The organism is Limnohabitans sp. 15K, from assembly GCF_002778285.1.
Classification (GTDB): Bacteria; Pseudomonadota; Gammaproteobacteria; order Burkholderiales; family Burkholderiaceae_C; genus Limnohabitans_A.
Genome location: NZ_NESM01000001.1, coordinates 841270 through 866754, shown reverse-complemented (window position 1 = coordinate 866754; position 25485 = coordinate 841270). Strand labels below are relative to the sequence as shown.

Sequence of the window (25485 nt, the reverse complement as noted above, 5' to 3'; positions counted from 1 at the left end):
TTCAATGGCCGGGTCTGAAGTGCTGCAATGGCTGATGGGCCATTTCGGCTGGTTTGTCTCTGTATTGCAGAGTCACTAAGAGTTAGATGTTCGAGGGTCTTCTTTAGGCTGTAAGCAGACCATCGCGGCGAACATGTGACCAGCAATAGACGGCTCATTTTGGACATTTGAAAGCGAGCGAACCCTCATCCTCACAAGGTGAGTTAAAGCGGCATAGCCCTGTTACGCGATGCTTACGCGCGGCTCGCTATGTAGTCCTGCACCACGGAGCAATTCCAGCGCCGAAGGCGTGCGACTGAACACACCCAACGATCGGCGAGTATTTTTCCAGCCTGTGGGTTCGAAGATGAGGTGTTGTTAGCAGCATGGACTTGCTCCTTGATGCCTATATGCAGTGGTTTCATATAGGTTCATACCTGTTGGCTGGGCGTTTTTTCTCAGCAGGGTAGGTTGGTGCAATCGATCACCCAATGTAAATTTTGAACTTTTATCGCCATCAAATGCGAATGATTCGCATTTGATATATACTTTATTTCGGTTTACGGTAAGTCCCAAAACCGCCCCACCTTCAGTGGAATGTAGTGGGAGCTCTCCATACAGCCAGCCATTCGCATCGAGCACCGCTCGGTTGGTGATAGCCAGCCATTGAAGACGACGGCAAACACCGTTTGTCATTTTTCGCTTTTCTCAATGGAATTACATCACCATGAATCAAATAAACAAGCACGCACAGCAACCGGCCACATTCCTGCCCCTCGCCGCGCTGATGCTCCTCGGTTCACTTGGCACTGTGCAGCAAGCCCAGGCGCAGGAAGCTGGCGAGAAAACCCTCAAAACCGTCACAGTCAAAGACAAACTGGAATCGCCCACGGCGTCCAAAGAAGGTCTGCTGGTCAAGAAAAGCGGCATCGCCAAAGGCGATCAAGCATTGAAAGACATTCCACAGACCGTCACCGTCATGACGGAAAAACTCATGAGCGATCGCAACCTGGACGATTTGCGTGAGGTCCTCAAAACCACCTCAGGCGTGACCTTTTTGGCGGGCGAAACCGGTGAAGAAGACGTGCGCATGCGTGGTTTTTCGCTCCAGCAAGCTGGCGACATTTACGTGGACGGCCTGCGCGACGCGCCCCTGATAGAACGCGACACCTTCAACCTGGACCGGGTGGAAGTGCTCAAGGGTTCTGCCTCCATGCTGTTTGGCAAAGGCTCCACAGGCGGCGTGGTCAATCAGGTCAACAAACAACCGTTCCTCATGGATCAAAACGAGGTCAACGTCACCGTGGGCAACGGCAATTCGCGTCGCATCACGGGCGACTTCAACAAACAAACTGGCGAAGACTCGGCCCTGCGCATCAACGCCATGGCCCACAAAGCCGACAACTGGGGTGCTTCTGTTGACAAGAAAGGCGCTGCCCTGGGTTACCGCTGGGGGGGCGGCGGGCGTGACGAGTTCACGGCCAGCCTTTATCACCTGGAAACCGATGGCCGCCCTTTGTACAGCCATCCATGGATGGTGGACAACGGCACCACTGTGAATGCGGGACCGCGCAACGGGGGGGCAAACACGACAGGCACACTGGTGCCAGTTCTGGACGCGAAGAATTTCTATGGCATGGCCAGTGACCACCTGCGCACAGAAACCACTTACGGCACCCTCGCGCACAAACACCGGTTTGACCAGGACAGCGAACTCAAGACCACGGTCCGCATGGGCCGTTACAGCCGCGACCTGCTGGGGACTCAGGTGGGTTTCAAAAACCTGACCACACTTTCGGGATTGGACGGCAACACCGTTCTGAGCCGCAATCCCAAAGCCCGCTATGGCGACAGCGATGTCTTGCAGGCGCAAAGCGACTACTCAAGCAAGTTCCAATGGCTGGGCCGTCAGCACAGCCTGATCACCGGGCTCGATTACAACCACGAACAAGCGCGTCGCAACAACAGCGCAACCACAGGACTGCCCACGCCCTATGCGGAAACCCATGTGGGCACGCCCAACAACGGGCTGGGCATCAACGACAACCGCATCCTGGTGCCCACCATGTCGTTCAAATCCGAGAACCTGGGGGTTTATGCGCAAGACACGGTGCAGCTGACCGATGAAGTCAAACTGCAAGGCGGTTTGCGCGTGGAGCATTTTTCGACGAACTACACCGACGCACAAGGCTATCGCGTGGGCTTGGACAAAACACTGGCCAGCCCCCGCGTGGGCGCACTGTGGCAACCCAACCCCAGCACCACCTACTACACCTCCTGGGGCACCTCGTACAACACCTCGGGCGACACCTACCTGTATGGCGTTGGAACGCAGTTGAGCCCCACCATCACCCAAAACGGGAACACCGTGGCCAATGCCAACTTGACCACCCTCAACACAGCGCCCGAGCAAAGCCGCAACCTTGAAGTCGGTGGCAAGTGGGAGCTGTTTGAGGGTAAATCCCTGCTGGGTCTGGCCTTGTTCCATTCCGAAAAATACAACGAACGCAACACCGACGTGGACTCGGCCACCAACCAGTACCTGTTGTCCGGCAAACGCCATGCCACGGGCATGGAGTTCAACTTTGCAGGTCGCCTCTCGGCGGCGTGGGAGATGTTCTACAACCACACCTGGATTCCAACGGCACGCATCGACGTGAGCAGCGCCACCGGCAACATGAAGCAAGGCGACCGCCCTGGCTTGACCCCCGAACACAGCGCCAGTCTGTGGAATACCTACCGTGTGGCACCGATGTGGCGCGTGGGTGCCGGTGTGAACTACCGTGGCAAACAGACCCCCTTGATCAATTCCACCATCACCACAGCGGCGTTCACCACGGTGGATGCCATGGTCGAGCACACCCTGTCGGAAAACACGGTGCTCAAGCTCAACGTCTCCAATCTGACGAACAAGCTCTACATCGACCAGGTTTATTCGTCCTTCTACATTCCTGGCGCACCGCGTCGCATCGAGCTGAGTCTCAAGGCCCTGTTCTAAGGTCACCCCATGTTGCTGCAACTCAAAAACCTGTTGACCCCGGAGGAGCTTCGCACCGCACAGTCCTTGCTGGGCGAGGATGCCCCCTGGATCGATGGGCGCAGCAGCGCGGGCGGGCAAGCCGTCACGCAAAAGAACAACCAGCAACTGTCGCAAGGCAGCGCTGCGGCGCACACGCTGCAAGTGCTGATCCTGGGCGCACTTCAGCGTGACCCCTTGTTCTTATCAGCAGCGCTGCCACGCCGGATTTTCAACCCGCTCTTCAACCGCTACAGCGGTGAGAGCAACTTTTACGGCCCGCACGTCGATGGTGCCGTGCTGCGTTCAGGCGCGACCCAGGAATGGGTGCGCACCGACGTGTCGTGCACCGTGTTCCTGTCCGATCCTGCGGACTATGAAGGCGGTGAATTGCAGGTGCAAGACACGGATGGCCATCGGGGCATCAAGCTCGCAGCGGGTGACGCCGTGCTCTACCCAGGCACCAGCGTGCACCAGGTCACGCCCGTCACCCAAGGCACGCGCGTGGCCAGCTTCTTCTGGATCGAAAGCATGGTGCGCTCAGGCGAACAGCGCCGCATTTTGTTTGACCTTGACATGAACCTGCTCAAGCTGCGCGCGCAACTGGGCGAGACCGCAGAGACCACCGCCCTGACCGGGGTCTATCACAACCTGCTGCGCCAGTGGGCCAACACCTGAGCCCCTTGGCCATGACCACGCCCATCGTCACTCTGCAAGACCACGAACACGCTGCACAAGCGGTGATGTCAGCGTCTGCCTGGGCTTACTTCAGCGGTGGTGCGGCCGACGAAATCAGCCTGCGCCGCAATGTCCTGGCCTGGCAAAGCCAGGGGCTGGCGCCCCGTGTGCTGCAAGACCTGCGCGGCGGTCACACCCGTTGCAACTTGCTGGGCAAGACATGGCCCATGCCCTTGCTGGTCGCCCCCATGGCCCATCAACGCTGGGCGCATCACGAAGGTGAATCGGGCATGGCACTGGCAGCTGCTGCACAGGGTTGTGGCTTTGTGCTTTCGCACCAAACCAACACCCCGTTGAATAAAGTCGCCTCTTTGATCGCTTCAGAAAAAGACCGTGGCCCGCTCTGGTTTCAGCTGTACTGGCTGACAGACCGAGGCGCCATGCGCGATTTGCTCCAGCAAGTCGAGTCCGCAGGCTACGAAGCTCTTGTCCTCACGGTGGATGCGCCGGTGCATGGTGTGCGCGACCGCGAACGCCACCACGGCATGGCCTTGCCAGAGGGCATCCAAACCCCGCACTGGCCTGCCCCCCTAAACATCCTCGCTGCCAGCCATACCGCTAAGGTGGGCCTTTGCGCAGGCTTGGCAGCTGTCGCCCCCACTTGGGCAGATGTGCAATGGCTGATCGGCCAGACCCGATTGCCCGTGCTGCTCAAGGGCATCACCCACCCCGAAGATGCCCGCCAAGCCATGGCCATCGGCGCTTCCGGCGTGGTCGTGAGCAACCATGGTGGCCGCGTCCTCGACACCCTGCCCGCCACGGCCGAACTGCTCCCCGCCATTGTCGACGTCGTGCACAGCCAACCCCATGGCGGCGCCGTGTTGGTGGACGGTGGCATCCGCCGTGGCACCGATGTGTTCAAAGCTTTGGCCCTGGGCGCGGATGCCGCATTGATCGGACGCCCCGCGCTGTATGGGCTGGCCCATGCCGGGGCCCGGGGTGCGGCCCATGTGCTGCGGCTGTTGCGCGATGAATTTGAAATGACCCTGGCCTTGTGTGGCTGCCCGACCCCGCAGGCCATCCACCGGGGCCATCTGCAAGCGCTCGATCCCCTTTGAACATGCCAGACATGCCTTTGACGTCCAAGCTACCAAGCCCTTTGCCCCATCACAAGCACCGAACCTTGCGTGTGACTGCTGCGGTTTTGCTGGGCCATGGCAGTGTGATCTGGCTGGCCAGCACCGGACTGCTGGGCACGGTAGCCCCCGGAGGCGACACCGAACAAACCATCATGGCCAGCGTGGTCATGGAAATGCCCGTACCGCCCAACCCGGTGACGCAGTCCGTGCTGCCCAAAGCGCCGCCCCAAGCGCGCACGCCAACACCACCGCAAGTCACTCCTGCGTTGATTCCAACGCCCGTCGCGGTTCCGGTCACGACCCCAGCCACAAACAGCACCACTGCACCCGCCTTGCCTGCTTCTGCACCTGCTGCAACTGCAACTGCCACAGGCAACCCACGTCCCGCCCCACCCACCGCAACTGCGGCCGTGGTCTTGCCGTCCAGTGATGCGGACTACCTCAACAACCCCACACCCACCTATCCGAGCATGAGCCGCCGCATGGGCGAGCAAGGCACGGTGCTTGTGCGCGCGTTCATCAACACCGAAGGCCGCGCAGAGAAAGCGGAAATCCGGACTTCCAGCGGTTACAGCCGCCTGGACGACGCGGCGCTCGCCACCGTTCAACGCTGGCGTTATGTGCCCGGCAAACGCGCTGGCGTTGCCGAAGCCATGTGGTTCAACGTCCCGATCCGTTTCTTGTTGGACTGATCCGGTTCCTCATTCACTTTTCAGGAGAATTTTTCATGCCCACTTCTTTCGGTCTGTCCCACATCTGGACCCAAGGTGACGCCGTCACCCGCTTGCTCCTCATCGCCTTGGTGGGCATGTCGGTCATCAGCTGGATCGTCATCGTGCTCAAGGCGCTGGACGTCTGGAAGCACAAACAAAGCGCCTTGGGCAGCGAACAGTTCTGGCACACCACCAGTCTGGCCGAAGGCTTGGCCGTGCTCAGCCAACGCCCGGAGAACATGTTCCACACCCTGGCCCAAGTGGGGCAAGAGGCCACCGAACACCACCAGGCGGCACAAAAACAGTTGCACGACCGTCTGGACATCAGCGACTGGGTCACGCGCAGTCTGCGCAACTGTATTGACGACAACACCAGCCGCCTGCAAAACGGCCTGGCCATCCTGGCGTCCATTGGGTCTACCGCGCCATTTGTGGGTTTGTTCGGCACGGTCTGGGGCATCTACCACGCGCTGGTGTCCATTGGTGCCAACGGCAATGCCAGCATCGACGCCATTGCAGGACCGATCGGCGAGACCCTCATCATGACCGCGATGGGCCTGGCCGTAGCGATTCCCGCCGTGCTGGGCTACAACGCTTTGGTGCGCGGCAACAAATTCATCATTGCCCGCATGAACCGCTTTGCGCACGACCTGCACGCCTACTATGTGACCGGCACCCGCGTCACCCACAGCGGAGTCCAACATGTCGTTTGAAGCCAGCGAAGAACAAGATGAGGTGATGAGCGAGATCAACATGACGCCCTTGGTGGACATCATGTTGGTCCTGCTGATCATTTTCATGATCACCATCCCGGTGGTGCAACATGCCGTCAAGGTCGAGCTGCCGCGCGCCAGCAGCAGCCGCGACAAAACGCCCCCCGAAAATCTGCAACTGGCGGTGGATGCACAAGGCCAGTTCTTCCTGGGCAAGCAAGCCATTGCGGCGGACGCGCTGGAAGCTGCACTGCGGCAACAAGCCAGCAAAGAGCCCCAACCTCAGCTGTACATCCGGGGTGACAAAAAAGTGCCGTATGAATACGTGGCCGAAGCCATGACCGCTGCCCAGCGTGCCGGACTGCTCAAGATTGGTTTTGTCACCGAAGGCAAACGACCATGAGCCACAGCCATGACGACCAAGCCCACACGGACAAGCTGGTGCAGTCCGTGCCGATTCAGGGCAGCAGTTCCCCAAGCGGCCCGCGCATCGTGGACAGCAGTGATCTGCTGGCGGGTCATTCGTCACTGCTCATCCGGCATTTAGCCGAGGTTTACCGATTGCAAACTACTCGGCAAGGGAAATTGATTTTGACCAAGTAGGTGAAGTCAGATACTTTCCTTTACTCACAAAATACTTGTCGCAGAGCCATTGCCTAATACCTATTCAGAAATCAGCTACTTTCAATGTTAAATGTTGTAGGGCGGCTATGGGTCGTTAGTACCCGGTCGCACCCATATAAAGCGGACCGTCATCACCTTGAAGCGATCCAGAGCTTTGCAAGTGTCAGCTGGTCACCTGAAACCGGTCAGCGGACCTAATATTGACGACTGAATTTGAGTGACTGCTTCTGGCAGAAAGCTAACAAGTGACTGCGGGACACGACCGGCAGCTACCGCTGCAAAAGAGTCTTTTATGACCTTGTGGCTTACTGCCTGGCCGACACCACAATTCCGCCCACAATCAGCCCAAACGCCGCAACGTGGTAAAGATGCGGCAGCTCACCCAAAAACGCTGCAGACAACACCGCCGCAAACAGCGGCGTGAGGTTGGCAAAAAAGCCTGCTACTGCTGGGCCCGCTTGCTGGATGCCCAGCCCCCAGCAGCGGTAGGCCAGCACGGCTGGGCCCACAGCCACAAAGGCCAGCGTGGCAATCAGCGGCCAGCCCCACACGATGTGGGCGTCGGCGAAGGTCCACTCCAGCCCGGCAAACAGGCCCGACCAGGCCAAACCGAACACCACTTGCCCCAACAAAAAGGCTGCCCAGTCGCTTCGGATGGCTTCGGGCTCGTCACGGCGTGTGAGCAGCCAGCTGTAGAAAGACCAGCATGCCGTGGCCAGCAGGACGTACATGTCACCCGCCACCAGACGCACGGCCATCAGTTCAGCCCATTGACCGCGCGAGAGCACCACCAGCACGCCGCTGATGGACAGCAGCGCGCCCAGCACTTGCATGCGCCGCACCGGCGCTTTGAAAAACAAGGCACCGATGATGAGCATCCAAAACGGCCCGCTGGCGGCCACCAGCGTCACGTTCAGCGGGGTCGAGGTTTGCAGTGCCAGATATTGCAATGCGTTGTAGCAGCCCACGCCCAGCAAACTGAGCAGGGCAAAGCGTTTCCAATGCGACCACAGGCCGCTGCTCGGGCGCAGCACCTTCCAGGCCAGCGGCAGCAAAATGAACAAGGCCACAAACCAGCGCAAAAAATTGAGCGTGACCGGGGGCACCAAATCGGTGACCAAGCGGCCGACGACCGCATTGCCCGCCCACATGAGCGGCGGCACCGTCAGCAGCAAGGCGGTGAGGGGGGAGAGTTTTTGAGACATGCGGCACTGTATCGGCATTCGGGTTTTCCCGCTGTCGCGGAGCTGTCCCCACCCGTGACGACGGCATCAGAATCGTGGCAAAGTCACGCATCGTTTGTATTTATCCCTTCAGGAGAGTTCCCATGAGCCTTGCAGTCCAGATCGACCAACACGGCGGTCCCGAAGTCATGAAACTGGTCGACGTGACCGTGGGTGAGCCCGGCGCTGGCGAGATCCGCATTCGCCACAAAGCCATTGGCCTGAACTTCATCGACGTGTACCAGCGCAGCGGTCTGTACCAGCTGCCCATGCCACTCAAGATGGGCATGGAAGGCTCGGGCGTGATCGAAGCCGTGGGCGAGGGCGTCACGCACCTCAAGGTGGGTGACCGTGCAGCCTACGCCAGCCAGCCGCCCGGCAGCTACTGTGAAGTGCGTGTGATGCCCGCCAAGTGCGTGTGCAAGCTGCCCGATGCGATCTCGTTCGAGACGGGCGCGGCCATGATGCTCAAGGGCCTGACAGCGCAGTATTTGCTCAAGCGCACACTGCCCCAAGGCGGCCTGAAAGCGGGTGACTTTGTGCTCTTCCACGCCGCAGCAGGTGGTGTGGGCCTGATCGCTTGCCAGTGGGCCAAGGCGCTGGGCTTGCGCTTGATCGGCACGGCGGGCAGCGACGCCAAGTGCGCGCTGGCGCTGGCCAACGGTGCGGAGTTTTGCATCAACTATTCGACCGACGACTTCCAGGCCAAGGTCAAAGAGATCACGGGCGGCAAGGGCGTCAAAGTGGTTTACGACTCGGTGGGCAAAGACACCTGGGACAAGTCGCTCGACTGCCTGGCCCCGTTTGGCCTGATGGCCAGCTTTGGCAATGCATCGGGCCCTGTCGCTCCATTTGCTCCGGGCATCCTGGGCCCCAAGGGCTCGGTGTATGTGACGCGCCAGACTTTGTTCAGCCACATCACCACGCGCGAGAGCACACAAGAGATGGCCGATGATTTGTTCGAGGCCGTGACGAGCGGCAAGGTCAAGATCCACATCGACCAGACCTTCCCGCTGGCCAACGTGCAGGATGCGCACATTGCCCTGGAGGCCCGCAAAACCACAGGCTGCACCGTCATCACTTTGTGATCGGGGCCGGGGCGTTGTAGGTGCAGCGCCCTGTTTTGTGGGAGCGACGCCCTCGTCGCGATGAAGCCTTAGCAGCCCACTGACCATCGCCCCGGGGGCGGGGCTCCTACAAAAGAAAATGGGCGCTCAAACGAGCGCCCATTTTTTTGGGGTGATCAGGCCGCCAGCTTGGCCTTGGGGGCGAGGGTTTCCAGCGCATCGCTCAGTTGCTGCAGTGTGCGCGGCACTTGGTGCCATTTGTCCAAGCCAAACAGACCCATGCGGAAGGTTCGGAAATCGGCGGGTTCGTCGCACTGCAGTGGAACGCCAGCCGCGGTTTGCAGGCCCAGCGCCAGGAATTTCTTGCTGCTTTGGATTTCCGGGTCGGTGGTGTAGCTGACCACCACGCCGGGGGCTTCAAAGCCGGGGGCCGCCACACTGGGAAAGCCATGCGTCAGCAGCAGATCGCGAACTTGGCGGCCCAGCGCCATTTGCTCTTCGCGCACTTTGGCAAAGCCGTAGGCTTCGGTTTCCAACATGGTTTCTTGCAGGCGTTGCAGCGCGTCGGTGGGCAAGGTGGTGTGGTACATGTGGGCACCACTTTCGTAGGTTTCCATCACTTGCAACCACTTTTTCAGGTCCATCGCAAACGTGGTGCTGGTGGTGCTGTCAATGGCTTGGCGAGCGCGCTCGCTCAGCATGACCATGGCGCAGCAAGGTGAGCTGCTCCAGCCTTTTTGTGGGGCGCTGATCAGCACATCCACGCCCGTGGCTTTCATGTCCACCCACATGGCGCCCGAGGCGATGCAGTCCAGCACAAACAGGCCGCCCACCGCGTGCACGGCATCGGACACGGCCTTGAGGTAGTCGTCGGGCAGGATCATGCCGGCCGAGGTCTCGACGTGTGGTGCAAACACCAAAGCGGGTTTTTCAGCGGCGATGGCAGCTTTGACTTCTTCGATCGGGGCGGGCGCCCAGGCCGCTTGCGAGCCAGCGGCGATGCGGCGGGCCTTGAGCACGCTGTGGCTCTTGGGGATCTGGCCCATGTCAAAAATTTGTGTCCAGCGGTAGCTGAACCAGCCGTTGCGGATCACCATGACATGCTGGTTGGTGGCGAATTGGCGTGCGACGGACTCCATGCCAAAGGTGCCACTGCCGGGCACCAGCGCGACTGAGTGGGCACAGTAAACGCTTTTGAGCATGCGCGAAATGTCGGTCATTACGCCACCAAAGCGCTTGGACATGTGGTTCAGGGCGCGGTCGGTGTAAACCACCGAAAATTCGAGCAGACCATCGGGGTCAATGTGGGGCAACAAGCCGGGCATGGGGAACTCCGTGTTTTTTGTTCAAGTTCATAAGCTTAACTGAGTTCGCCCTGAAGGCTCGCAATGGGTCTCAGGCGGTGCGGATGGCCGATTTGCTGGCGCGAAGCGACTGATGAGGTCATCCGCACCGCCTGAGACCCATTTGGGCGGCGAGGAGGACTCAGCGTCCGCGCCGGACCCGCAAAATCTCGTCCAGGATCAGCAAGGCCGCGCCCACGCTGATGCCCGCATCGGCCACGTTGAAGGCTGGGAAGTGCCAGGCACCCCAGTAAAAGTCCAGAAAGTCGACCACATAGCCGTGCAGCAGGCGGTCCACCACGTTGCCAATCGCACCACCCAAGATGAGCGAGATGGCCAGGCTGAAGAGTTTTTGACCGGCGTGCGAGCGCAACATCCAGACCATGAAGATGGCCGCGAACACGCCAATGCCGGTGAAAAACCAGCGCTGCCAACCGCCCGCACCAGCCAAAAACGAAAAGGCCGCGCCGTGGTTGTGCACCCGCACCAGGTTGAAAAACGAGGTGATCGGCGTGCTGTCGCCCAGCTGGAAGGCCCCCAGCACCAAGACTTTGGTGAACTGGTCGATCAGCAGCACCAAAAGGGCAATGCCCAGCCAAAGCGCCATGCCTTGGCTTTTGCTGGCGTAGCTTTTGCTCGTCTTTTTGCTGCTGGCCATTGGGCTGCCTTGTCTTGGTGTGGGTGGATCAGGCCACTTGGCGAGTTTCGCCAGCGCCGTGCAGGTTGCTCACGCAGCGACCGCAGATGGTGGGGTGGGCGGCGTCGCTGCCCACAGCATCGGCATAGTGCCAGCAGCGCTCGCACTTGGTGGTTTGGCTCGCGGTCACTTGAACCGCCAGAGTGTCACCGGCTTGCAAAGTCACTTTGGAGGTGATGAAGACGAATTTGATGTCTGCCCCCAAGCTGGCCAGCAAGGCGTGGTCTGCGGCGGGCGCGGTCAGTGTGATCTCTGCTTGCAAGGATGCACCCACCTGGCCTGCGGTACGTAGATTTTCAATGTCCTTGTTCGCCAAGTCGCGAATCTCACGGATGCGGGACCACTTGGCGAGCAAGGCCGCATCGGCCGAGCCAAAGTCGCTGAAGGTTTCCAGGAAGATGGATTCGGAGGTGCCGAAGGTGCTCCACGCTTCCTCCGCCGTGAACGAGAGGAAGGGCGCCATCCAGCGGAGCATTCCGTGGGTGATGCGGTACAGCGCCGTTTGCGCACTGCGGCGCGCCAGGCTCTTGGGCGCTGTGGTGTACAGGCGGTCTTTCAGCACATCCAAATAAAACGCACCGAGGTCTTCCGAGCAATAAATTTGCAGTTTGGAAACCACGGGGTGGAACTCGTATTGGTCGAAGTGGGCTCGGATGTCGGCTTGCAGTTCGGCGGCGCGGGCCAGGGCAAAGCGGTCGATCTCCAGCAGTTGGTCGTCTGGGACAGTGTCGGTCGCGGGGTCGAAGTCACTCACGTTGGCCAACAAGAAGCGCAAGGTGTTGCGAACACGGCGATAGCTGTCCACCACGCGGGCGAGGATCTTGTCGTCGATGTTCAGGTCGCCCGAGTAATCGGTGCTGGCCACCCACAGACGCACGATTTCTGCGCCCATTTTGGAGGTGATGGTTTGCGGCTCGACGGTGTTGCCCAAGCTTTTGCTCATCTTGCGGCCTTGGCCATCGGTGGCAAAGCCGTGGGTCAGCAGGCCTTTGTAGGGCGCGCGGTTATACAGGGCGCAGCCCAGCAGCAGCGAGCTGTGGAACCAGCCGCGGTGTTGGTCGTGGCCTTCGAGGTAAAGATCCGCTTCAGGGACTTCGTTGTGGGGCGATGCGTGGAAGGGCGCACGGTGGTTGACGCCAAAGTTGTAAGCGTCTTTGTGGCTGCCGCGCAGCACATGCTGGAATGTGGAGCCGGAGTCGAACCAGACTTCCAGAATGTCGGTGCTCTTGGTGTAGCTGGGGGCGTCGGCTGCGCCCAAAATTTCTTCCACGGTCACGCGGCTCCAGGCTTCGATGCCACCTTTTTCAACGATGTCAGCGGCTTGGTCCAGGATCTCCATGGTGCGCGGGTGCAGCTCGCCGCTGTCCTTGTGCAAAAAGAAAGGCACGGGCACACCCCAAGAGCGCTGGCGCGAGATGCACCAGTCGGGTCGGTTGGCGATCATGTCGCGCAGGCGGGTCTTGCCGTTTTCTGGGTAGAACTGCGTGTGCTCGATGGCGTCCAGTGCCAGCTGGCGCAGGGTCTTGGGCGCTTTGTCGGAGGTGAACACACCTTCGCCCTCGTCCATGCGCACAAACCACTGGGCGGCAGCGCGGTAGATGACGGGCGTCTTGTGACGCCAGCAGTGCGGGTAGCTGTGGGTGATTTCCACCGTGGCCATCAGGCGGTCGCTTTGGCCCAGCACCTCGATCACGCGGGCACAGGCTTTCCAAATGTGCTGGCCGCCAAAAAAGGGCAGCTCTGGCGCATACACGCCGTTGCCTTGCACCGGGTTCAGGATGTCGTCGTATTTCAGGCCGTTGGCTACACAGGAGTTGAAGTCGTCCACGCCGTAGGCGGGCGAGGAGTGCACGATGCCGGTGCCGTCGGTGGCGGTCACGTACTCGGCCAAGTACAGCGGCGATTTGCGGCGGTAGGAATATTCACCACCTTCGCCTTCTGCCACAGTGTCGTGCAACGGGTGACGGAAGACCAGGCCGCGCAGCTTCTCGCCCACAGCGGTGGCAATCACAGAACCTTCGAGCTTGTAGCGTTCCAGGCATTTCTCGACCAGGCTCGCGGCCAGCATCAGCACGCCACGGGGTGTGTCCACCAGGGCGTACTCCAGCTCAGGGTGGGCGTTGAGCGCTTGGTTGGCTGGGATGGTCCAGGCGGTGGTGGTCCAGATGACGGCAAAGGCTTTTTTGCTGCCCTCGCCAGGCAGCTTGGGCAGGCCAAAGGCGGCGGCCAGGGCGGCGTTGTTGTCGGCTTCAAAAGCCACGTCCAACGTGTCGCTCTTTTTGTCGGCGTATTCGATCTCGAACTCGGCCAGCGACGAGCCGCAGTCAAAGCACCAGTACACGGGTTTCAGGCCCCGGTAGACAAAGCCGCGCTCGATCACGCGCTTGAAGGCGCGGATTTCACCGGCTTCGTTGGCAAAGTCCATGGTGCGGTAAGGCCGCTCCCAGTCGCCCAGCACGCCCAGGCGCTTGAAGTCTTCGCGCTGCTGGCTGATCTGCTCGGTGGCAAAGGCGCGGCTCTTGGCCTGCATGTCGTCACGGCTCAGGTTACGGCCGTGCAGTTTTTCAATCGCGTTTTCGATTGGCAGGCCGTGGCAGTCCCAGCCGGGGATGTATTGCGCGTCAAAGCCAGCGAGTTGCTTGGACTTGACGATCATGTCTTTCAGCACTTTGTTCAGTGCGTGGCCGATGTGCAGCTTGCCGTTGGCATAGGGTGGGCCGTCGTGCAGTACGAACAGCGGGGCACCCTGGCGGGCGGCACGCAGTTTTTTGTACAGGCCGCCGTCGTTCCACTCGCTCACCCAGCCCGGCTCGCGCTTTGGGAGGTCGCCGCGCATCGGGAACGGGGTGTCCATCATGTTGATGTGGGTGTCGGGGTTCTGGGTTTTGTCGGTCATGGTGCGTCAGGTCGAGAGGGCTTCGACAAGCTCAGCCCGAGCGGCGGGCCGTTCGGAGAGATCAAGATGGGGTGGGCCGTGGAGGTCGTTTGCCCTGAGCCTGTCGAAGGCGGCAAACGCGGGCCGTATCGTCAAATTCGGTCGCGGGTGGTTTGGCGGCTGGTTTCACCATGGCGCGAAGCAAACCACGCCTGTGCGTCGTCGCAGTCTTTGGCGATGCCCTTTGTCAGGGCGTCCAGACCGTCGTATTTGAGCTCGTCGTGTAATTTATGCAGCAAGTCCACGCGGATGATTTTACCGTAGCCCCCTTCGGCTCCCAGTTGGGCCGGCCAGTCGAAGGCATGGGTCTCCAGCAGCACGCGCCCGCCGTTCACGTCATTCGGGTCGAGAGAGGGGCGGATGCCCAGGTTGGCCACGCCCCGCAAGGGTTGGTTGGCCAAGCCATGCACCTGCACCACAAAGATACCGCTGGCGGCGGGTTTCCAGTGGGAGAAACGCAAATTCAGCGTGCGAAAGCCGTCGCCCGCGCCTGCGGCCGTTGCCGCCAACTCTCGGCCCAGTTTGCGCCCGTGCACCACATGGCCGCTGATGCTGTAAGGACGGCCCAGCAGGGCCTGCACTGCTGGCAAGTCGCCTTTGGCCAGAGCATCGCGCACGGCGGAGCTTGACACGCGCAGGCCGCGCACCTCGTAACTGTTCATGCGGGCCACATCAAAGCCCAAGCGCTGGCCTGCGGCGTCGAGCATGGCGTAGTCGCCTGCACGTTTGGCGCCAAAGCGGAAATCGTCGCCCACCAGCACATAGCGCACGCCCAAGCCCTGGACCAACACCTGTTGGATGAAGTCTTCGGGCGACTGGCTCGCCAGCCGCGCGTCAAAAGGCACCACCACCACTTGGTCGACCCCGCAGCGCTCGAGCTCCTGCAGTTTGTCGCGCAGGGTGGCGATCCGGGCGGGGGCCAACTCGGGCTTGTTCAGGGCCTTGGCGAAGTAGTCGCGCGGGTGGGGCTCGAAGGTCATCACACAGCTTGGCACGCCCCGATGGGCGGCCTCGCTGCGCAGGAGTGCCAGCATGGCCTGGTGCCCGCGGTGCACGCCATCGAAGTTGCCGATGGTCACGGCGCAGGCGGGGGCCAGATCTGGGTGGTGAAAACCGCGAAAAACCTTCATGTGCTGGCGCCGATGTGAGTGCTGGACTTGGGACTTTGGGCCCTTGTCATGATTTTGAGAAATTCCAAGCGTATATTGTGACTGAGCCCGCTCCATCAGCGCCTTGGCACCCCGCCCGGCCTGACCGGAACGAGACAGTCCCATTTCCGTGTCCATGCTTTGCATCTGAGCCAAGGAGTTGTGTGTGAAGGTCTTGAAACTCTCAGCCCAAGGGCTGCCCCAGTCGTGGATCACACTGGAGCAAGCGGTGACCCATTACGCTGCTGACGAGGTGCGCTGGGAAGCGGGCCAGCAAGTGGCCGTTTTCCATGGCGGGCACAACGCCCTCACGGGCCAACAGTCGGTGATTGCCGTCAACAGCATCATCGGCACCCAAGGCGTGCCCCGCATCAACCCCTTTGATTTGTGTTCGGGCTTGACCAACCCCAAGTTGTTTGCGCGGGACCGCAATGTCTGCGCCTATTGCGGTTGCACTTTCCATGAGTCGATCCTGACCCGCGAGCACATTGTTCCTGTGTGCCAAAAAGGCCCAGATCACTGGATGAACGTGGTGACCGCTTGCCGCTCTTGCAACCACCGCAAAAGCAGCCGCACACCCGAGCAGGCCCATATGCCCTTGTTGTATGCCCCCTATGTGCCCAGCCTGTGGGAAGACTTCATCTTGCGTAACCGCCGAATTCTGAGCGACCAAATGGCTTTTTTGATGGCGCATGTGCCCAAGAGTTCGCGTTTGATGGCCTGAGCGTGCGGCATGGGGACCCGGCTTGCGCGGATGCGCAAAGCGTCGCATCATCATCTCCTTAAAACAAAAGGCTCCAAACCAGGTTGCGATCAAGGCAATCCGCGTTGATGGCGCCTTCAGGGAGACCGGTCATGCCCCAGCCGTTGAAATCCATCCCCACACCTAGGCCGAGCCGACGGGCCAGCTTGCTGGCGCTGATTTTGTCGCCATGGCTGATGCCCCGTGTTGGAGCCCAAGCCGTGAAGCCCGTTCAGTCAGGTGACGCCATCGGGGTTCAGCTGGCGTTGAATTGGCCCTCAGGACGATCACCGCAAGGCTTTTGGGTGAGTGAAAAATTCGACGGCGTCAGGGCCGTTTGGGACGGGCAAGTCTTGCGTTTTCGCAGTGGCCGGGTGATCGCGGCCCCGGCTTGGTTTTTGTCTGCTTTGCCGCGGGAGAAACTCGATGGTGAGTTGTGGATGGCGCGTGGGGCTTTTGACCTGCTCTCTGGCGTGGTGCGCCAGACCGAGCCCGACGAGGAGGCCTGGCGGGCGGTGAAGTACCTGGTGTTTGACGCCCCCGGTCATGCCGCCCCGTTCGCGCAGAGAGTTGCTTTTGTGCAATCTACGTTGGCGCAAGCGCAGCAGCCCTGGCTGATGCCGGTCGCGCAGCGCGAGATGAACGACACCCGCGCTTTGCAGGCTATGTTGCAGGAGACGGTGCGCCAAGGTGGCGAGGGGCTGATGCTGCACCGTGCCGATTCCCTGTGGCAGCCGGGCCGCTCGGATGCACTGTTCAAGTTGAAACCTGAGTTGGACGAAGAGGCTCTGGTGGTGGGCCACCAACCCGGCAAGGGGCGTTTGCTGGGCATGACCGGGGCTTTGCTGGTGCAAATGCCGTCGGGCCAGCGTTTTGCCCTGGGATCTGGCCTGAGCGATGCCCAGCGCCGCAACCCGCCGCCCGTGGGGGCGTGGGTCACTTACCGCTACCGCGATCGCACACCTTCGGGCTTGCCGCGTTTTGCGTCTTTTTTGCGGGTACGCGAGGTGGAATAAGCCATCAAGGTTATTCGGAACAGATCAAAACTTGCAACCTTTATTTAATGTGCATACAATAAAATGGTACACATTGGATTTGATCCAGCCAAAAACGCCACCAATATAGCGAGCCGAGGTTTGTCGTTTGAGCTTGTCGAGCAGATGGAATGGGCCACTGCGCTGATGGAGGAGGACACCCGCAAAGCGTATGGAGAGCGGCGATTTCAGGTGCTGGGGTTCATCGGGGAGCGCTTGCACGCCCTGGTATTCACGCCGCGCGAAGGCAAGGTGCATGTCATCAGCCTGCGCAAGGCCAATTCGAGAGAGGTCAAGAGATATGCCAAAACGCCCAAATCCAGAACTGATTGATTCCGACAACCCGGAATGGGTGGATGCGGACTTTGCCCGTGCCCGCCCTGCATCAGAGGTCTTGCCTGAGTTGTTTGGAACCCAGATCGCACAGACGATGCTCAAGCCACGCGGGCGACCACGCTCTGAGGTCGTCAAAGAACGCATCACCATCCGATTTGATGCCGATGTGCTGGAAGCCTTCCGGTCCACCGGCAAGGGTTGGCAGACCCGAATGAATGACGCCATGCGTGAATGGGTGCGAGCCCACTCTCCGGTGTAGTTCTCGGACAAACCAACAGGAAGTCTTGAGCAACAAAAAAAGGCCCCTTTTGGGGCCTTTTTGATGGGCTGCTCATTCAGACGATTCTGGTGATGGGCCGCAAGGCGAAAGGGCGGCGCGTTTCGGGCTCAGAGGCGCTTCGCTTTGCCACATCGCCCGACCCGCGCCGCCCTCCCGCCTTGCTCAGGTTTGCAGACCCTTCACCTTAGGCGAACACGCCTGCTGTTTCTTGCATGCGTGCCGACACTTCGCCCAACTGGTGCAGGGTGTCGCCAAAGGTCATGTCCAGTTGCGTCAATTTCTTGAAGTAATGGCTGGCGATGTACTCGTCCGTGACGGCAATGCCGCCATGCAACTGCACAGCCTGCTGGCCGATGAAGCGCATGGACACGCCCAGCTGGTACTTGGCACGGGCCAAGGCCCGGCGGCGCTCGTCGGCGGGCGCGTGCAGTTTCAGGCTGGCGTAGTAGCTCATCGAGCGGCCCAGCTCCAGCTGCATCTTCATGTCGGCCACGCGGTGACGCAGGGCCTGGAAGCTGGCGATGTTCACACCGAACTGTTTGCGGGTGTTCATGTAGTCCACGGTGATGGCCAAGGTTTTGTCCATCACGCCTACGGCTTCGGCGCAGGTGCAGGCGATGCCGATGTCCACGACTTCTTCCAAAGCGGTCAAGCCGTTCAGGGTGATCAGCTGCGCGGGGGCTTTGTTCAGCACCACTTCGGCAGCGCGAGAGCCGTCTTGTGTGCCATAGGCCTGGGTGCTCACGCCGCTGGCGCTGCGCTCGACCAAAAACAAAGCGATTTGGCCATTCACGTTGGCAGGCACCACAAAGGCGTCCGCTTGGTCGCCAATCGCCACCACGCTCTTGGTGCCGCTCACGGTCCATGTGCCGCCCGATTCGGTGGCTTGTGTGGCGCAACGGTTCAGTTGGTAACGGGCACCGCGTTCTTGCTGCGCCAGCACCACGATGGCTTCACCTGCCGCCATGCGCGGCAGCCAAGTGGCTTGCAGGGCTGCAGGGGCGTGGGTTTGCAGTGTGGCGCTGCAGATCAGGGTTTGGGTCAGGGGTTCGAGCACGATGCCGCGACCGAGCTCTTCCATGGTGACCATGGCCTCGGTGGGGCCCATGCCCATGCCGCCGTTGTCTTCGCTCACATACAGGCCCGTCAGGCCCAGCTCGGCCATTTCGCCGTAAGCGGCGCGGTCAAAACCGCCCGCAGCGACGATAGCGCGGCGGCGGTCAAAGTCATAGCCCTTGTCCACCCATTTGCGCACCGCGTCGCGCAGTTGTTCTTGGTCGTCAGAAAAATCGAAATCCATGTGTGTCTCCTTAACCCAGAACTGTCTGAGCGACGATGTTGCGTTGCACTTCGTTGCTGCCGCCGTAAATGGTGGTCTTGCGCATGTTGAAGTAGTTGGCGGCCAGGGGGGCGTTGGCCACCACGCCGCCTGGGAAGTTGCCTTGCCAGCCTGCGTCCATGGCTTCGAAGATGAAGGGCAGGGCAAAGGGACCTGCGGCTTGCATCATCAGCTCGGTGTAGCGCTGCTGGATTTCGCTGCCTTTGATCTTCAAAAGACCGGCGATGTCGAGCGAGTTCTTACCGGACTTTTCGGCCGACAGGACACGCAGCACCAGCATTTCCAGGGCGACGATGTCCACTTCGAGCTTAGCGATTTCGTCACGGAAACGCAGGTCGTCGTACACACCTTCGGCTTTGGCGATGCGCTTCAAGCGCTCCAACTCGCGCTTGGCGCGGTTCACGTCAGCGATGTTGGTGCGTTCGTGGGCCAACAGGTGCTTGGCGTAGTTCCAGCCCTTGTTTTCTTCGCCCACCAAGTTCTCGGCGGGCACTTCGACGTTGTCAAACCAGACTTCGTTGACCTCGCACTCGCCGTCGAGCAGCTTGATCGGGCGCACGGTGATGCCGGGCGACTTCATGTCGATCAGCAAGAAGGAGATGCCGGTTTGGGGCTTGCCTTCGTTGCTCGTGCGCACCAAGCAGAAGATCCACTCGCCGTATTGACCCAGAGTGGTCCAGGTTTTCTGGCCATTCACGATGTATTTGTCGCCCACGCGCTCAGCGCGGGTTTTGAGGGACGCCAAGTCCGAGCCAGAGCCCGGCTCGCTGTAACCCTGGCTCCACCAGACTTCGCCGCTGGCGATGCCGGGCAAAAAGCGCTGCTGTTGCTCGGCATTGCCGAACGCCATGATCACGGGGGCCACCATCACCGGGCCAAAAGGCACTACGCGGGGGGCACCGGCCAGGGCGCATTCTTCTTCGAACAAATGCTTTTGCACGGCGGTCCAGCCCGGGCCGCCAAACTGTGTGGGCCAACCCCAGCCCAGCCAGCCTTTTTTGCCCAAAATCTTGGCCCAGCGCTGCATGTCTTCGCGCGTCAGGCGCATGGCGGCGTGCACTTTTTGTGAAATGTCAGCGGGCAAGTTGTCCTTGACCCAGGTGCGGATCTCGTCGCGGAACGCGAGTTCGTCGGGGGTGAATGCCAAATCCATGGGGTGTTCTCTCAAAATCAAACGGTCGTGCTTTTTATCATGCGCAGGCCTCTGGCCCCTGTCCTTGGGGCGACAAAACACCTTGTCACAAGGTTGCGCAGGGGATAATTCGGCCCTTCATGAAAAACATCGTCATCTTGATTTCCGGCTCGGGCTCCAACATGGCCGCCATCGTGCGTGCGGCGGAGCAGGGCCGTTGGGCGGAGCGCCTGAACGCTCGGGTGGCCGCCGTGCTGAGCAACCGGACCGATGCCCAAGGTTTGGACTTTGCCAAGGACCACGGTATTCCAACGACCGTGCTGGACCACAAGGCCTTTGCCAGTCGGGAAGATTTTGATGCGGCCTTGATGGCCGAGATCGACCAGCATGCGCCCGCCCTGGTCGTGTTGGCGGGCTTCATGCGCATCCTGACCCCCGGTTTTGTAGCCCATTACGCCGGACGCTTGCTCAACATTCACCCTTCCTTGCTGCCCGCATTTCCCGGCCTGAACACACACCAGCGGGCGATCGATGCCGGTTGCAAGTTTGCCGGTGCCACCGTTCATCAGGTCACGTCTGAGCTGGACCATGGCGCCATCTTGGCGCAGGCGGTGGTGCCGGTGCTAGCGGGCGACACCGCCGACACTTTGGCGGCGCGGGTGCTCACCCAAGAGCACTTGATTTACCCGCAAGCGGTCGCTGGGTATTTGGCTCAATCGCCGATGCGTTCAAATCGCGGCTGAACTTTTCCGTTGAATTCGGCCACATCGGCAAACATGGCGGCAGGCCTCACCCACAGGCCTTGCTCGCCATACAGCGCTTGGTACAGGGTCATGGGCTCCAGGTCTTCGCTGTGGCGCACGGTGCCCAGTACACGGTACTGGCCGCCCTTGTAATGTCGGTACAGGCCTTTGGGCGTTTCAATGAGGGGCGGTAATTTTTCGGACATGGATTTCCTCTTGTGTGTCTGTCGCAAGGGTTGGAGATGGGACAATGCACCCCTATGCATCCAAAAGCCCTTTTAGACGCCTGCGCCGATTTGGTCAGGCTGGTTCTCCAATTTGAACATCCTGCCGACGCCGTGGTGTCGCGCTACTTTCGTGAACACCGCTCCCTCGGCCCCCGTGAACGGGCCACCTTGGCTGAAACCGCCTTTGCGGTGCTGCGCAAAAAACTGCTGTTTGAGCAATTGGCCCGCTCGGGTTCTGGTGCTAAAGAGCGCAAGCTGGCCATTTTGGGCTTTTTTGGCCCACGCGACTTCTTGGCCTCAGCCTTGAACGACACCGAGAAAAAGTGGTTGGCCACCTGCGACGCCATTCCGGCCGACGCCTTGATGGCCCCCCACCGCCACAATTTGCCCGAGTGGATGGCACAAGCCCTGCAGGCCCAATTGGGCGAGGATTTCTGGGCCTTGGCCGAGAACCTGCAACAAGCGGGCACGCTGGATTTGCGGGTCAACATGTTTCAGGCCAAGCGCAGCGAGATTCAAAAAGAATTGGCGCAAGCCGGTATCGCGTCCACACCCACCCCTTATTCGCCTTGGGGTTTGCGCCTGGAAGGCAAACCAGCCCTGCAAAAAACCGATGCCTTCACCCGGGGTGCAATCGAAGTGCAAGACGAAGGCTCTCAATTGCTGGCTTTGCTGGTGGACGCGCACCGCGGCGAGATGGTGGTGGACTTTTGCGCGGGTGCAGGCGGCAAAACGCTGGCGCTGGGCGCGGCCATGCGCAGCACGGGCCGTTTGTACGCTTTTGACGTGTCGGGCCACCGATTGGATGCGCTCAAGCCCCGCATGGCGCGCAGTGGCTTGTCCAATGTGCACCCGGCCGCCATTGCGCATGAGCGTGATGACCGCGTCAAGCGTTTGGCCGGCAAGATTGACCGTGTGTTGGTCGATGCGCCGTGCTCGGGGCTGGGCACCTTGCGCCGCAACCCCGACTTAAAATGGCGTCAAAAGCCCCAAGCTGTTCAAGAGTTGACCGAGAAGCAGCAAGCCATCCTGCAAAGTGCTTCGCGCATGGTCAAGTCGGGTGGACGCTTGGTTTACGCCACTTGCAGCGTTTTGCCCGAAGAAAACGAGCTGATCGCGCAAGCCTTCAGCGCCGCCAACCCCGACTTTGTGCCGCTGAATGTGGCCCAAGAGCTGGACAGGCTCAAGGTGCCGAATGCGGCCAGTTTGTGCTCACCTGCGGCCTCGGAAGATGCCGCCCAAGATACCGTGCCGGGCGGCACATTCTTGCGCTTGTGGCCCCATCGCCATGCCACGGACGGTTTTTTCGCGGCAGTCTGGGTCAAGAAGTAATTCTTTTTGATTGCTTCTTGGTGAATTGACTTGAAACAGCTGTCCTTTGTCAGCTGAAAAACTTAAAATTGAGAAATTGCCTGAAATCAGGCTTCGTAGAAAGACAAACGCATGTTCTTGCCTGATTCGGCTTTTTTGGATTCGATCATCCAATGGATGGGCCACGGCTTGTTCGATTTCTCCTGGTGGCAAATGGTGTTGATCACTTTGGGTCTCACCCACATCACCATCGCCAGTGTCACCATTTACTTGCACCGTCACCAAGCCCACCGGGCTTTGGACCTGCACGCTATTCCTTCGCACTTCTTCCGTTTTTGGCTCTGGCTGACAACCGGCCAGGTGACCAAAGAGTGGGCTGCTATTCACCGCAAGCACCACGCCAAGTGCGAACAAGCCGAAGACCCGCACAGCCCGCATGTGTACGGCATCAAGACCGTGTTGTTCACCGGCGCCGAGCTGTACCGCAAGGAATCCAAAAACCTCGACACGATCAAGCGTTTTGGCCACGGTACACCGGATGACTGGATTGAGCGCAATCTCTACACCCGCTTTTCCTGGCAAGGCGTGGCTTTGATGCTGATCATCGATGTGGCCTTGTTCGGTTTCTTGGGCCTGACGGTCTGGGCCGTGCAAATGGCCTGGATCCCGATCACGGCCGCCGGCATCATCAACGGCGCTGCCCACTACTGGGGTTACCGCAGCTTTGAGGCGCACGACGCCAGCACCAACATTTCGCCTTGGGGCATCTTGATCGGTGGCGAAGAGTTGCACAACAACCACCACACTTACCCCACTTCGGCCAAGTTGTCGGTCAAGCCCTATGAGTTTGACATCGGTTGGTTGTACATCCGCACCCTCGAAACTTTGGGTTTGGCGACGGTTAAAAAGACCCCCCCTCGTTTGGCTTACGGCGACATCCGCCCTGTGGCCGACGAAAAGACGCTGGAAGCCCTGATTGCCAACCGCTATGAAGTCATGGCCGGTTATGCCCGCCATGTGCGAGCGGTGATGGCAGAAGAGGCCAGCAAACTCAAACTCGATGCCGATGCCGTACAAACGGCCAAGCGTTGGTTGCACCGCGATGCCGCAAAAGTGCCCGCTGCTGCCCAAGCTCAGCTCAAGCTGGCGCGTGCAGCCAGCCCTGCGCTGGACAAGATGGTGCAAATGCGCGAAGAACTGAGCCAAATCTGGCTCAACACCTCGCACTCGCGTGAGCAGCTGGCAAGCGACCTGCAGGCCTGGTGCCGCAACGCCGAAGAAAGCGGCATCGCCGCATTGCGGGACTTCTCGGTCAAGCTGCGTGCCGTGCGTCAAGCTGCTTGATCGCTAACCGCGTTCAAGTGAAAAGGGCCTTCGGGCCCTTTTATTTTGGGCAACAAAAAACCCGCCAGAGGCGGGTTTTTGTGAGAAGGCTCAGGCCGAATTACTTCAGCTTGATTTCCTTGTATTCAACGTGCTTGCGAGCTTTGGGGTCGAACTTCATGATCGACATTTTCTCGGGCATTGTTTTCTTGTTTTTGCTGGTCGTGTAAAAGTGACCAGTGCCAGCTGTGGATTCCAGCTTGATTTTTTCGCGTCCGCCTTTGGTTGCCATGGTAGATGACTCCTAATGTTCTGGGTTTAGGCTTGACCGCGTTCACGCAGGTCTGCGAGAACGGCATCGATGCCATTTTTGTCGATCAGGCGCAGAGCTGCGCTGGAAACGCGCAGACGCACCCAACGGTTTTCTGTTTCAACCCAGAAACGACGGTATTGCAGGTTCGGCAAGAACCGGCGCTTGGTTTTGTTGTTGGCGTGGGAAACGTTGTTTCCCGTCATTGGGCCTTTGCCCGTTACGTCGCAAACGCGTGCCATGTGGACACTCCGATACTTTTAAAACAGCTGGTGCCGATGGGCCTCATGCAGACTTGCATGGGGCCTGGCGTTCCAGCCTCACCTCGCCAAGATGGGTGGCGGTATCCCAGATCACTGTGCCTGTGGCCCCAAACCAAAGACTCGGGCAGAAGCAGCAAAGCCTTGGATTATAACCAGAAATCAGGCCTCGTTTTGCTCTAAGAAGCGTTGTGCATCGAGCGCCGCCATGCAGCCTGTGCCAGCGCTGGTGATGGCTTGACGGTAAACGTGGTCTTGCACGTCACCTGCGGCAAAAACGCCTGGCACCGAAGTCTGTGTGGCAAAGCCCTTCAGGCCACTTTGGGTCACGATGTAACCGTTTTCCAGCTCAAGCTGACCTTGGAAGATGTCGGTGTTGGGTGAGTGGCCAATCGCGATGAAGCAGCCTTTGAGTTCCACGTCTTCCAGACTGCCATCGACCGTGCTTTTGAGACGCACGCCGGTCACGCCTGAAGCGTCGCCCAACACTTCTTCCAGGGTTTGGAAGGTTTTCAGCACGATCTTGCCTGCGGCAACCTTGTCCATCAGTTTGTCGACCAAGATGGGTTCTGCCTTGAACTTGTCGCGGCGGTGGATCAAATAGACCTTGCTGGCGATGTTCGACAAATACAGGGCTTCTTCAACAGCGGTGTTGCCACCGCCGACCACGCAGCAAAGTTGTTCGCGGTAAAAGAAGCCGTCGCAGGTGGCGCAGCCGCTCACGCCGCGGCCCATGAAGGCGGTTTCAGACGGCAGGCCCAAATATTTGGCCGAAGCGCCTGTGGCGATGATCAGGCTGTCACAGGTGTAGGTGCCGCTGTCGCCGATCAGGGTGAAGGGGCGCTGGTCCAGTTTCACCGTGTGGATGTGGTCAAACACAATTTCGGTGTTGAAGCGCTCGGCGTGTTCCTGAAAGCGCTGCATCAGGTCGGGGCCTTGAACGCCGTGCACGTCGGCGGGCCAGTTGTCCACTTCGGTGGTGGTCATCAGCTGACCGCCTTGGGCCATGCCGGTGATCAACAGGGGTTTCAGGTTGGCGCGGGCGGCGTAGACAGCGGCGGTGTATCCGGCAGGGCCTGAGCCGAGGATCAAGACTTGTGCGTGTTTGGTATTGGCGGACATGTGGGGCAATCGGGTGGGGCAATCGGTGAAAAGACAAAATCGGTGCAAAGC

General features: G+C 60.1%; 26 protein-coding genes. 15 read left to right on the top strand and 11 right to left on the bottom strand.

Annotated elements, in window-relative coordinates:
• Positions 1 to 706 precede the first annotated feature (706 nt).
• From B9Z40_RS04075 to hemP, 7 genes are read left to right on the top strand one after another with little or no spacing between them, the layout of a single operon-like run.
• Positions 707 to 2977, top strand: a complete 2271-nt coding sequence (locus tag B9Z40_RS04075) for a TonB-dependent siderophore receptor (protein WP_100172009.1) — start codon at positions 707 to 709, stop codon at positions 2975 to 2977.
• Positions 2978 to 2986: 9 nt separating this feature from the next.
• Positions 2987 to 3673: a Fe2+-dependent dioxygenase gene (locus tag B9Z40_RS04070; protein WP_100172008.1), complete on the top strand. Its 687-nt coding sequence runs from the start codon at positions 2987 to 2989 to the stop codon at positions 3671 to 3673.
• An 11-nt stretch (positions 3674 to 3684) separates the two neighbouring features.
• Positions 3685 to 4791, top strand: a complete 1107-nt coding sequence (locus B9Z40_RS04065) for an alpha-hydroxy acid oxidase (RefSeq protein WP_100172901.1) — start codon at positions 3685 to 3687, stop codon at positions 4789 to 4791.
• Between the two features lie 2 nt (positions 4792 to 4793).
• Positions 4794 to 5504: an energy transducer TonB gene (locus B9Z40_RS04060; RefSeq protein ID WP_100172007.1), complete on the top strand. Its 711-nt coding sequence runs from the start codon at positions 4794 to 4796 to the stop codon at positions 5502 to 5504.
• 35 nt (positions 5505 to 5539) lie between these two features.
• Complete coding sequence (locus B9Z40_RS04055) at positions 5540 to 6238, top strand: MotA/TolQ/ExbB proton channel family protein (protein ID WP_100172006.1); 699 nt, start codon at positions 5540 to 5542, stop codon at positions 6236 to 6238.
• Complete coding sequence (locus B9Z40_RS04050) at positions 6228 to 6641, top strand: biopolymer transporter ExbD (protein ID WP_100172005.1); 414 nt, start codon at positions 6228 to 6230, stop codon at positions 6639 to 6641. Before B9Z40_RS04055 ends, B9Z40_RS04050 begins: the two co-directional genes overlap by 11 nt.
• Positions 6638 to 6841, top strand: a complete 204-nt coding sequence (hemP, locus tag B9Z40_RS04045; protein ID WP_100172004.1) for a hemin uptake protein HemP — start codon at positions 6638 to 6640, stop codon at positions 6839 to 6841. The genes B9Z40_RS04050 and hemP overlap by 4 nt, the downstream gene beginning before the upstream one ends.
• Before the next feature lie 326 nt (positions 6842 to 7167).
• On the opposite strand, the gene B9Z40_RS04040 is transcribed toward hemP, so the two are convergent.
• Entirely contained in the window at positions 7168 to 8067 is a 900-nt protein-coding gene (locus B9Z40_RS04040) for a DMT family transporter (RefSeq protein WP_100172003.1), read from the bottom strand.
• 122 nt (positions 8068 to 8189) lie between these two features.
• Here B9Z40_RS04040 and B9Z40_RS04035 point away from each other — a divergent pair, with 122 nt between their 5' ends.
• A complete protein-coding gene (locus B9Z40_RS04035; RefSeq protein ID WP_100172002.1) occupies positions 8190 to 9173 on the top strand; it encodes a quinone oxidoreductase in 984 nt (327 codons plus the stop codon).
• Between the two features lie 155 nt (positions 9174 to 9328).
• Here B9Z40_RS04035 and B9Z40_RS04030 read toward each other — a convergent pair whose 3' ends face one another.
• The 4 genes from B9Z40_RS04030 to B9Z40_RS04015 form a co-directional block, all read right to left on the bottom strand.
• Positions 9329 to 10477, bottom strand: a complete 1149-nt coding sequence (locus B9Z40_RS04030) for an aminotransferase class V-fold PLP-dependent enzyme (protein WP_100172001.1) — start codon at positions 10475 to 10477, stop codon at positions 9329 to 9331.
• A 160-nt stretch (positions 10478 to 10637) separates the two neighbouring features.
• The gene (lspA, locus tag B9Z40_RS04025) at positions 10638 to 11153 is read right to left on the bottom strand and encodes a signal peptidase II (protein WP_100172000.1); all 516 of its coding nucleotides are present in this window, start codon (positions 11151 to 11153) and stop codon (positions 10638 to 10640) included.
• Positions 11154 to 11181: 28 nt separating this feature from the next.
• A complete protein-coding gene (gene ileS, locus B9Z40_RS04020; protein ID WP_100171999.1) occupies positions 11182 to 14088 on the bottom strand; it encodes an isoleucine--tRNA ligase in 2907 nt (968 codons plus the stop codon).
• Positions 14089 to 14219: 131 nt separating this feature from the next.
• The gene (locus B9Z40_RS04015; protein ID WP_100171998.1) at positions 14220 to 15257 is read right to left on the bottom strand and encodes a bifunctional riboflavin kinase/FAD synthetase; all 1038 of its coding nucleotides are present in this window, start codon (positions 15255 to 15257) and stop codon (positions 14220 to 14222) included.
• Positions 15258 to 15441: 184 nt separating this feature from the next.
• Here B9Z40_RS04015 and B9Z40_RS04010 point away from each other — a divergent pair, with 184 nt between their 5' ends.
• From B9Z40_RS04010 to B9Z40_RS03995, 4 genes are all read left to right on the top strand, one after another.
• Positions 15442 to 15999: an HNH endonuclease gene (locus B9Z40_RS04010; RefSeq protein WP_100171997.1), complete on the top strand. Its 558-nt coding sequence runs from the start codon at positions 15442 to 15444 to the stop codon at positions 15997 to 15999.
• A gap of 131 nt (positions 16000 to 16130) precedes the next feature.
• Positions 16131 to 17033: a DNA ligase gene (locus B9Z40_RS04005; protein WP_233204776.1), complete on the top strand. Its 903-nt coding sequence runs from the start codon at positions 16131 to 16133 to the stop codon at positions 17031 to 17033.
• A gap of 63 nt (positions 17034 to 17096) precedes the next feature.
• Entirely contained in the window at positions 17097 to 17384 is a 288-nt protein-coding gene (locus B9Z40_RS04000) for a BrnT family toxin (protein ID WP_100171995.1), read from the top strand.
• Entirely contained in the window at positions 17353 to 17646 is a 294-nt protein-coding gene (locus B9Z40_RS03995) for a BrnA antitoxin family protein (RefSeq protein ID WP_100171994.1), read from the top strand. The genes B9Z40_RS04000 and B9Z40_RS03995 overlap by 32 nt, the downstream gene beginning before the upstream one ends.
• A 205-nt stretch (positions 17647 to 17851) precedes the next feature.
• Here B9Z40_RS03995 and B9Z40_RS03990 read toward each other — a convergent pair whose 3' ends face one another.
• Together B9Z40_RS03990 and B9Z40_RS03985 are read right to left on the bottom strand one after the other, a co-directional pair.
• On the bottom strand, positions 17852 to 18967 hold the full coding sequence (locus B9Z40_RS03990; RefSeq protein WP_100171993.1) for an acyl-CoA dehydrogenase family protein: 1116 nt from the start codon (positions 18965 to 18967) through the stop codon (positions 17852 to 17854).
• 10 nt (positions 18968 to 18977) lie between these two features.
• Positions 18978 to 20159, bottom strand: coding sequence for an acyl-CoA dehydrogenase family protein (locus B9Z40_RS03985; protein ID WP_100171992.1), 1182 nt, complete (start codon positions 20157 to 20159; stop codon positions 18978 to 18980).
• A 119-nt stretch (positions 20160 to 20278) separates the two neighbouring features.
• Between B9Z40_RS03985 and purN the strand changes: the two genes are divergently transcribed.
• Positions 20279 to 20881 (top strand): phosphoribosylglycinamide formyltransferase, encoded by a 603-nt coding sequence (gene purN / locus B9Z40_RS03980; RefSeq protein ID WP_100171991.1) that lies wholly within the window; start codon positions 20279 to 20281, stop codon positions 20879 to 20881.
• Here purN and B9Z40_RS03975 read toward each other — a convergent pair.
• Positions 20851 to 21087 (bottom strand): DUF1653 domain-containing protein, encoded by a 237-nt coding sequence (locus B9Z40_RS03975; RefSeq protein WP_100171990.1) that lies wholly within the window; start codon positions 21085 to 21087, stop codon positions 20851 to 20853. The two genes, purN and B9Z40_RS03975, sit on opposite strands and share 31 nt — an antisense overlap.
• Positions 21088 to 21141: 54 nt before the next feature.
• On the opposite strand from B9Z40_RS03975, the gene B9Z40_RS03970 reads away from it, so the two are divergent.
• Together B9Z40_RS03970 and B9Z40_RS03965 are read left to right on the top strand one after the other, a co-directional pair.
• Positions 21142 to 22440, top strand: coding sequence for an RsmB/NOP family class I SAM-dependent RNA methyltransferase (locus tag B9Z40_RS03970; protein WP_100171989.1), 1299 nt, complete (start codon positions 21142 to 21144; stop codon positions 22438 to 22440).
• Positions 22441 to 22551: 111 nt separating this feature from the next.
• Positions 22552 to 23763 carry a fatty acid desaturase gene (locus B9Z40_RS03965; RefSeq protein ID WP_100171988.1) on the top strand — a complete coding sequence of 404 codons (1212 nt, stop codon included), beginning with the start codon at positions 22552 to 22554 and terminating at the stop codon, positions 23761 to 23763.
• A gap of 100 nt (positions 23764 to 23863) precedes the next feature.
• Here the strand turns inward: B9Z40_RS03965 and rpmG are convergent, their stop codons facing one another.
• The 3 genes from rpmG to trxB form a co-directional block, all read right to left on the bottom strand.
• Positions 23864 to 24034 carry a 50S ribosomal protein L33 gene (gene rpmG / locus B9Z40_RS03960; protein ID WP_006298735.1) on the bottom strand — a complete coding sequence of 57 codons (171 nt, stop codon included), beginning with the start codon at positions 24032 to 24034 and terminating at the stop codon, positions 23864 to 23866.
• A gap of 26 nt (positions 24035 to 24060) precedes the next feature.
• Positions 24061 to 24294, bottom strand: coding sequence for a 50S ribosomal protein L28 (rpmB, locus tag B9Z40_RS03955; protein ID WP_019430503.1), 234 nt, complete (start codon positions 24292 to 24294; stop codon positions 24061 to 24063).
• A 180-nt stretch (positions 24295 to 24474) separates the two neighbouring features.
• Entirely contained in the window at positions 24475 to 25434 is a 960-nt protein-coding gene (gene trxB, locus B9Z40_RS03950; protein ID WP_100171987.1) for a thioredoxin-disulfide reductase, read from the bottom strand.
• Positions 25435 to 25485: the final 51 nt, after the last annotated feature.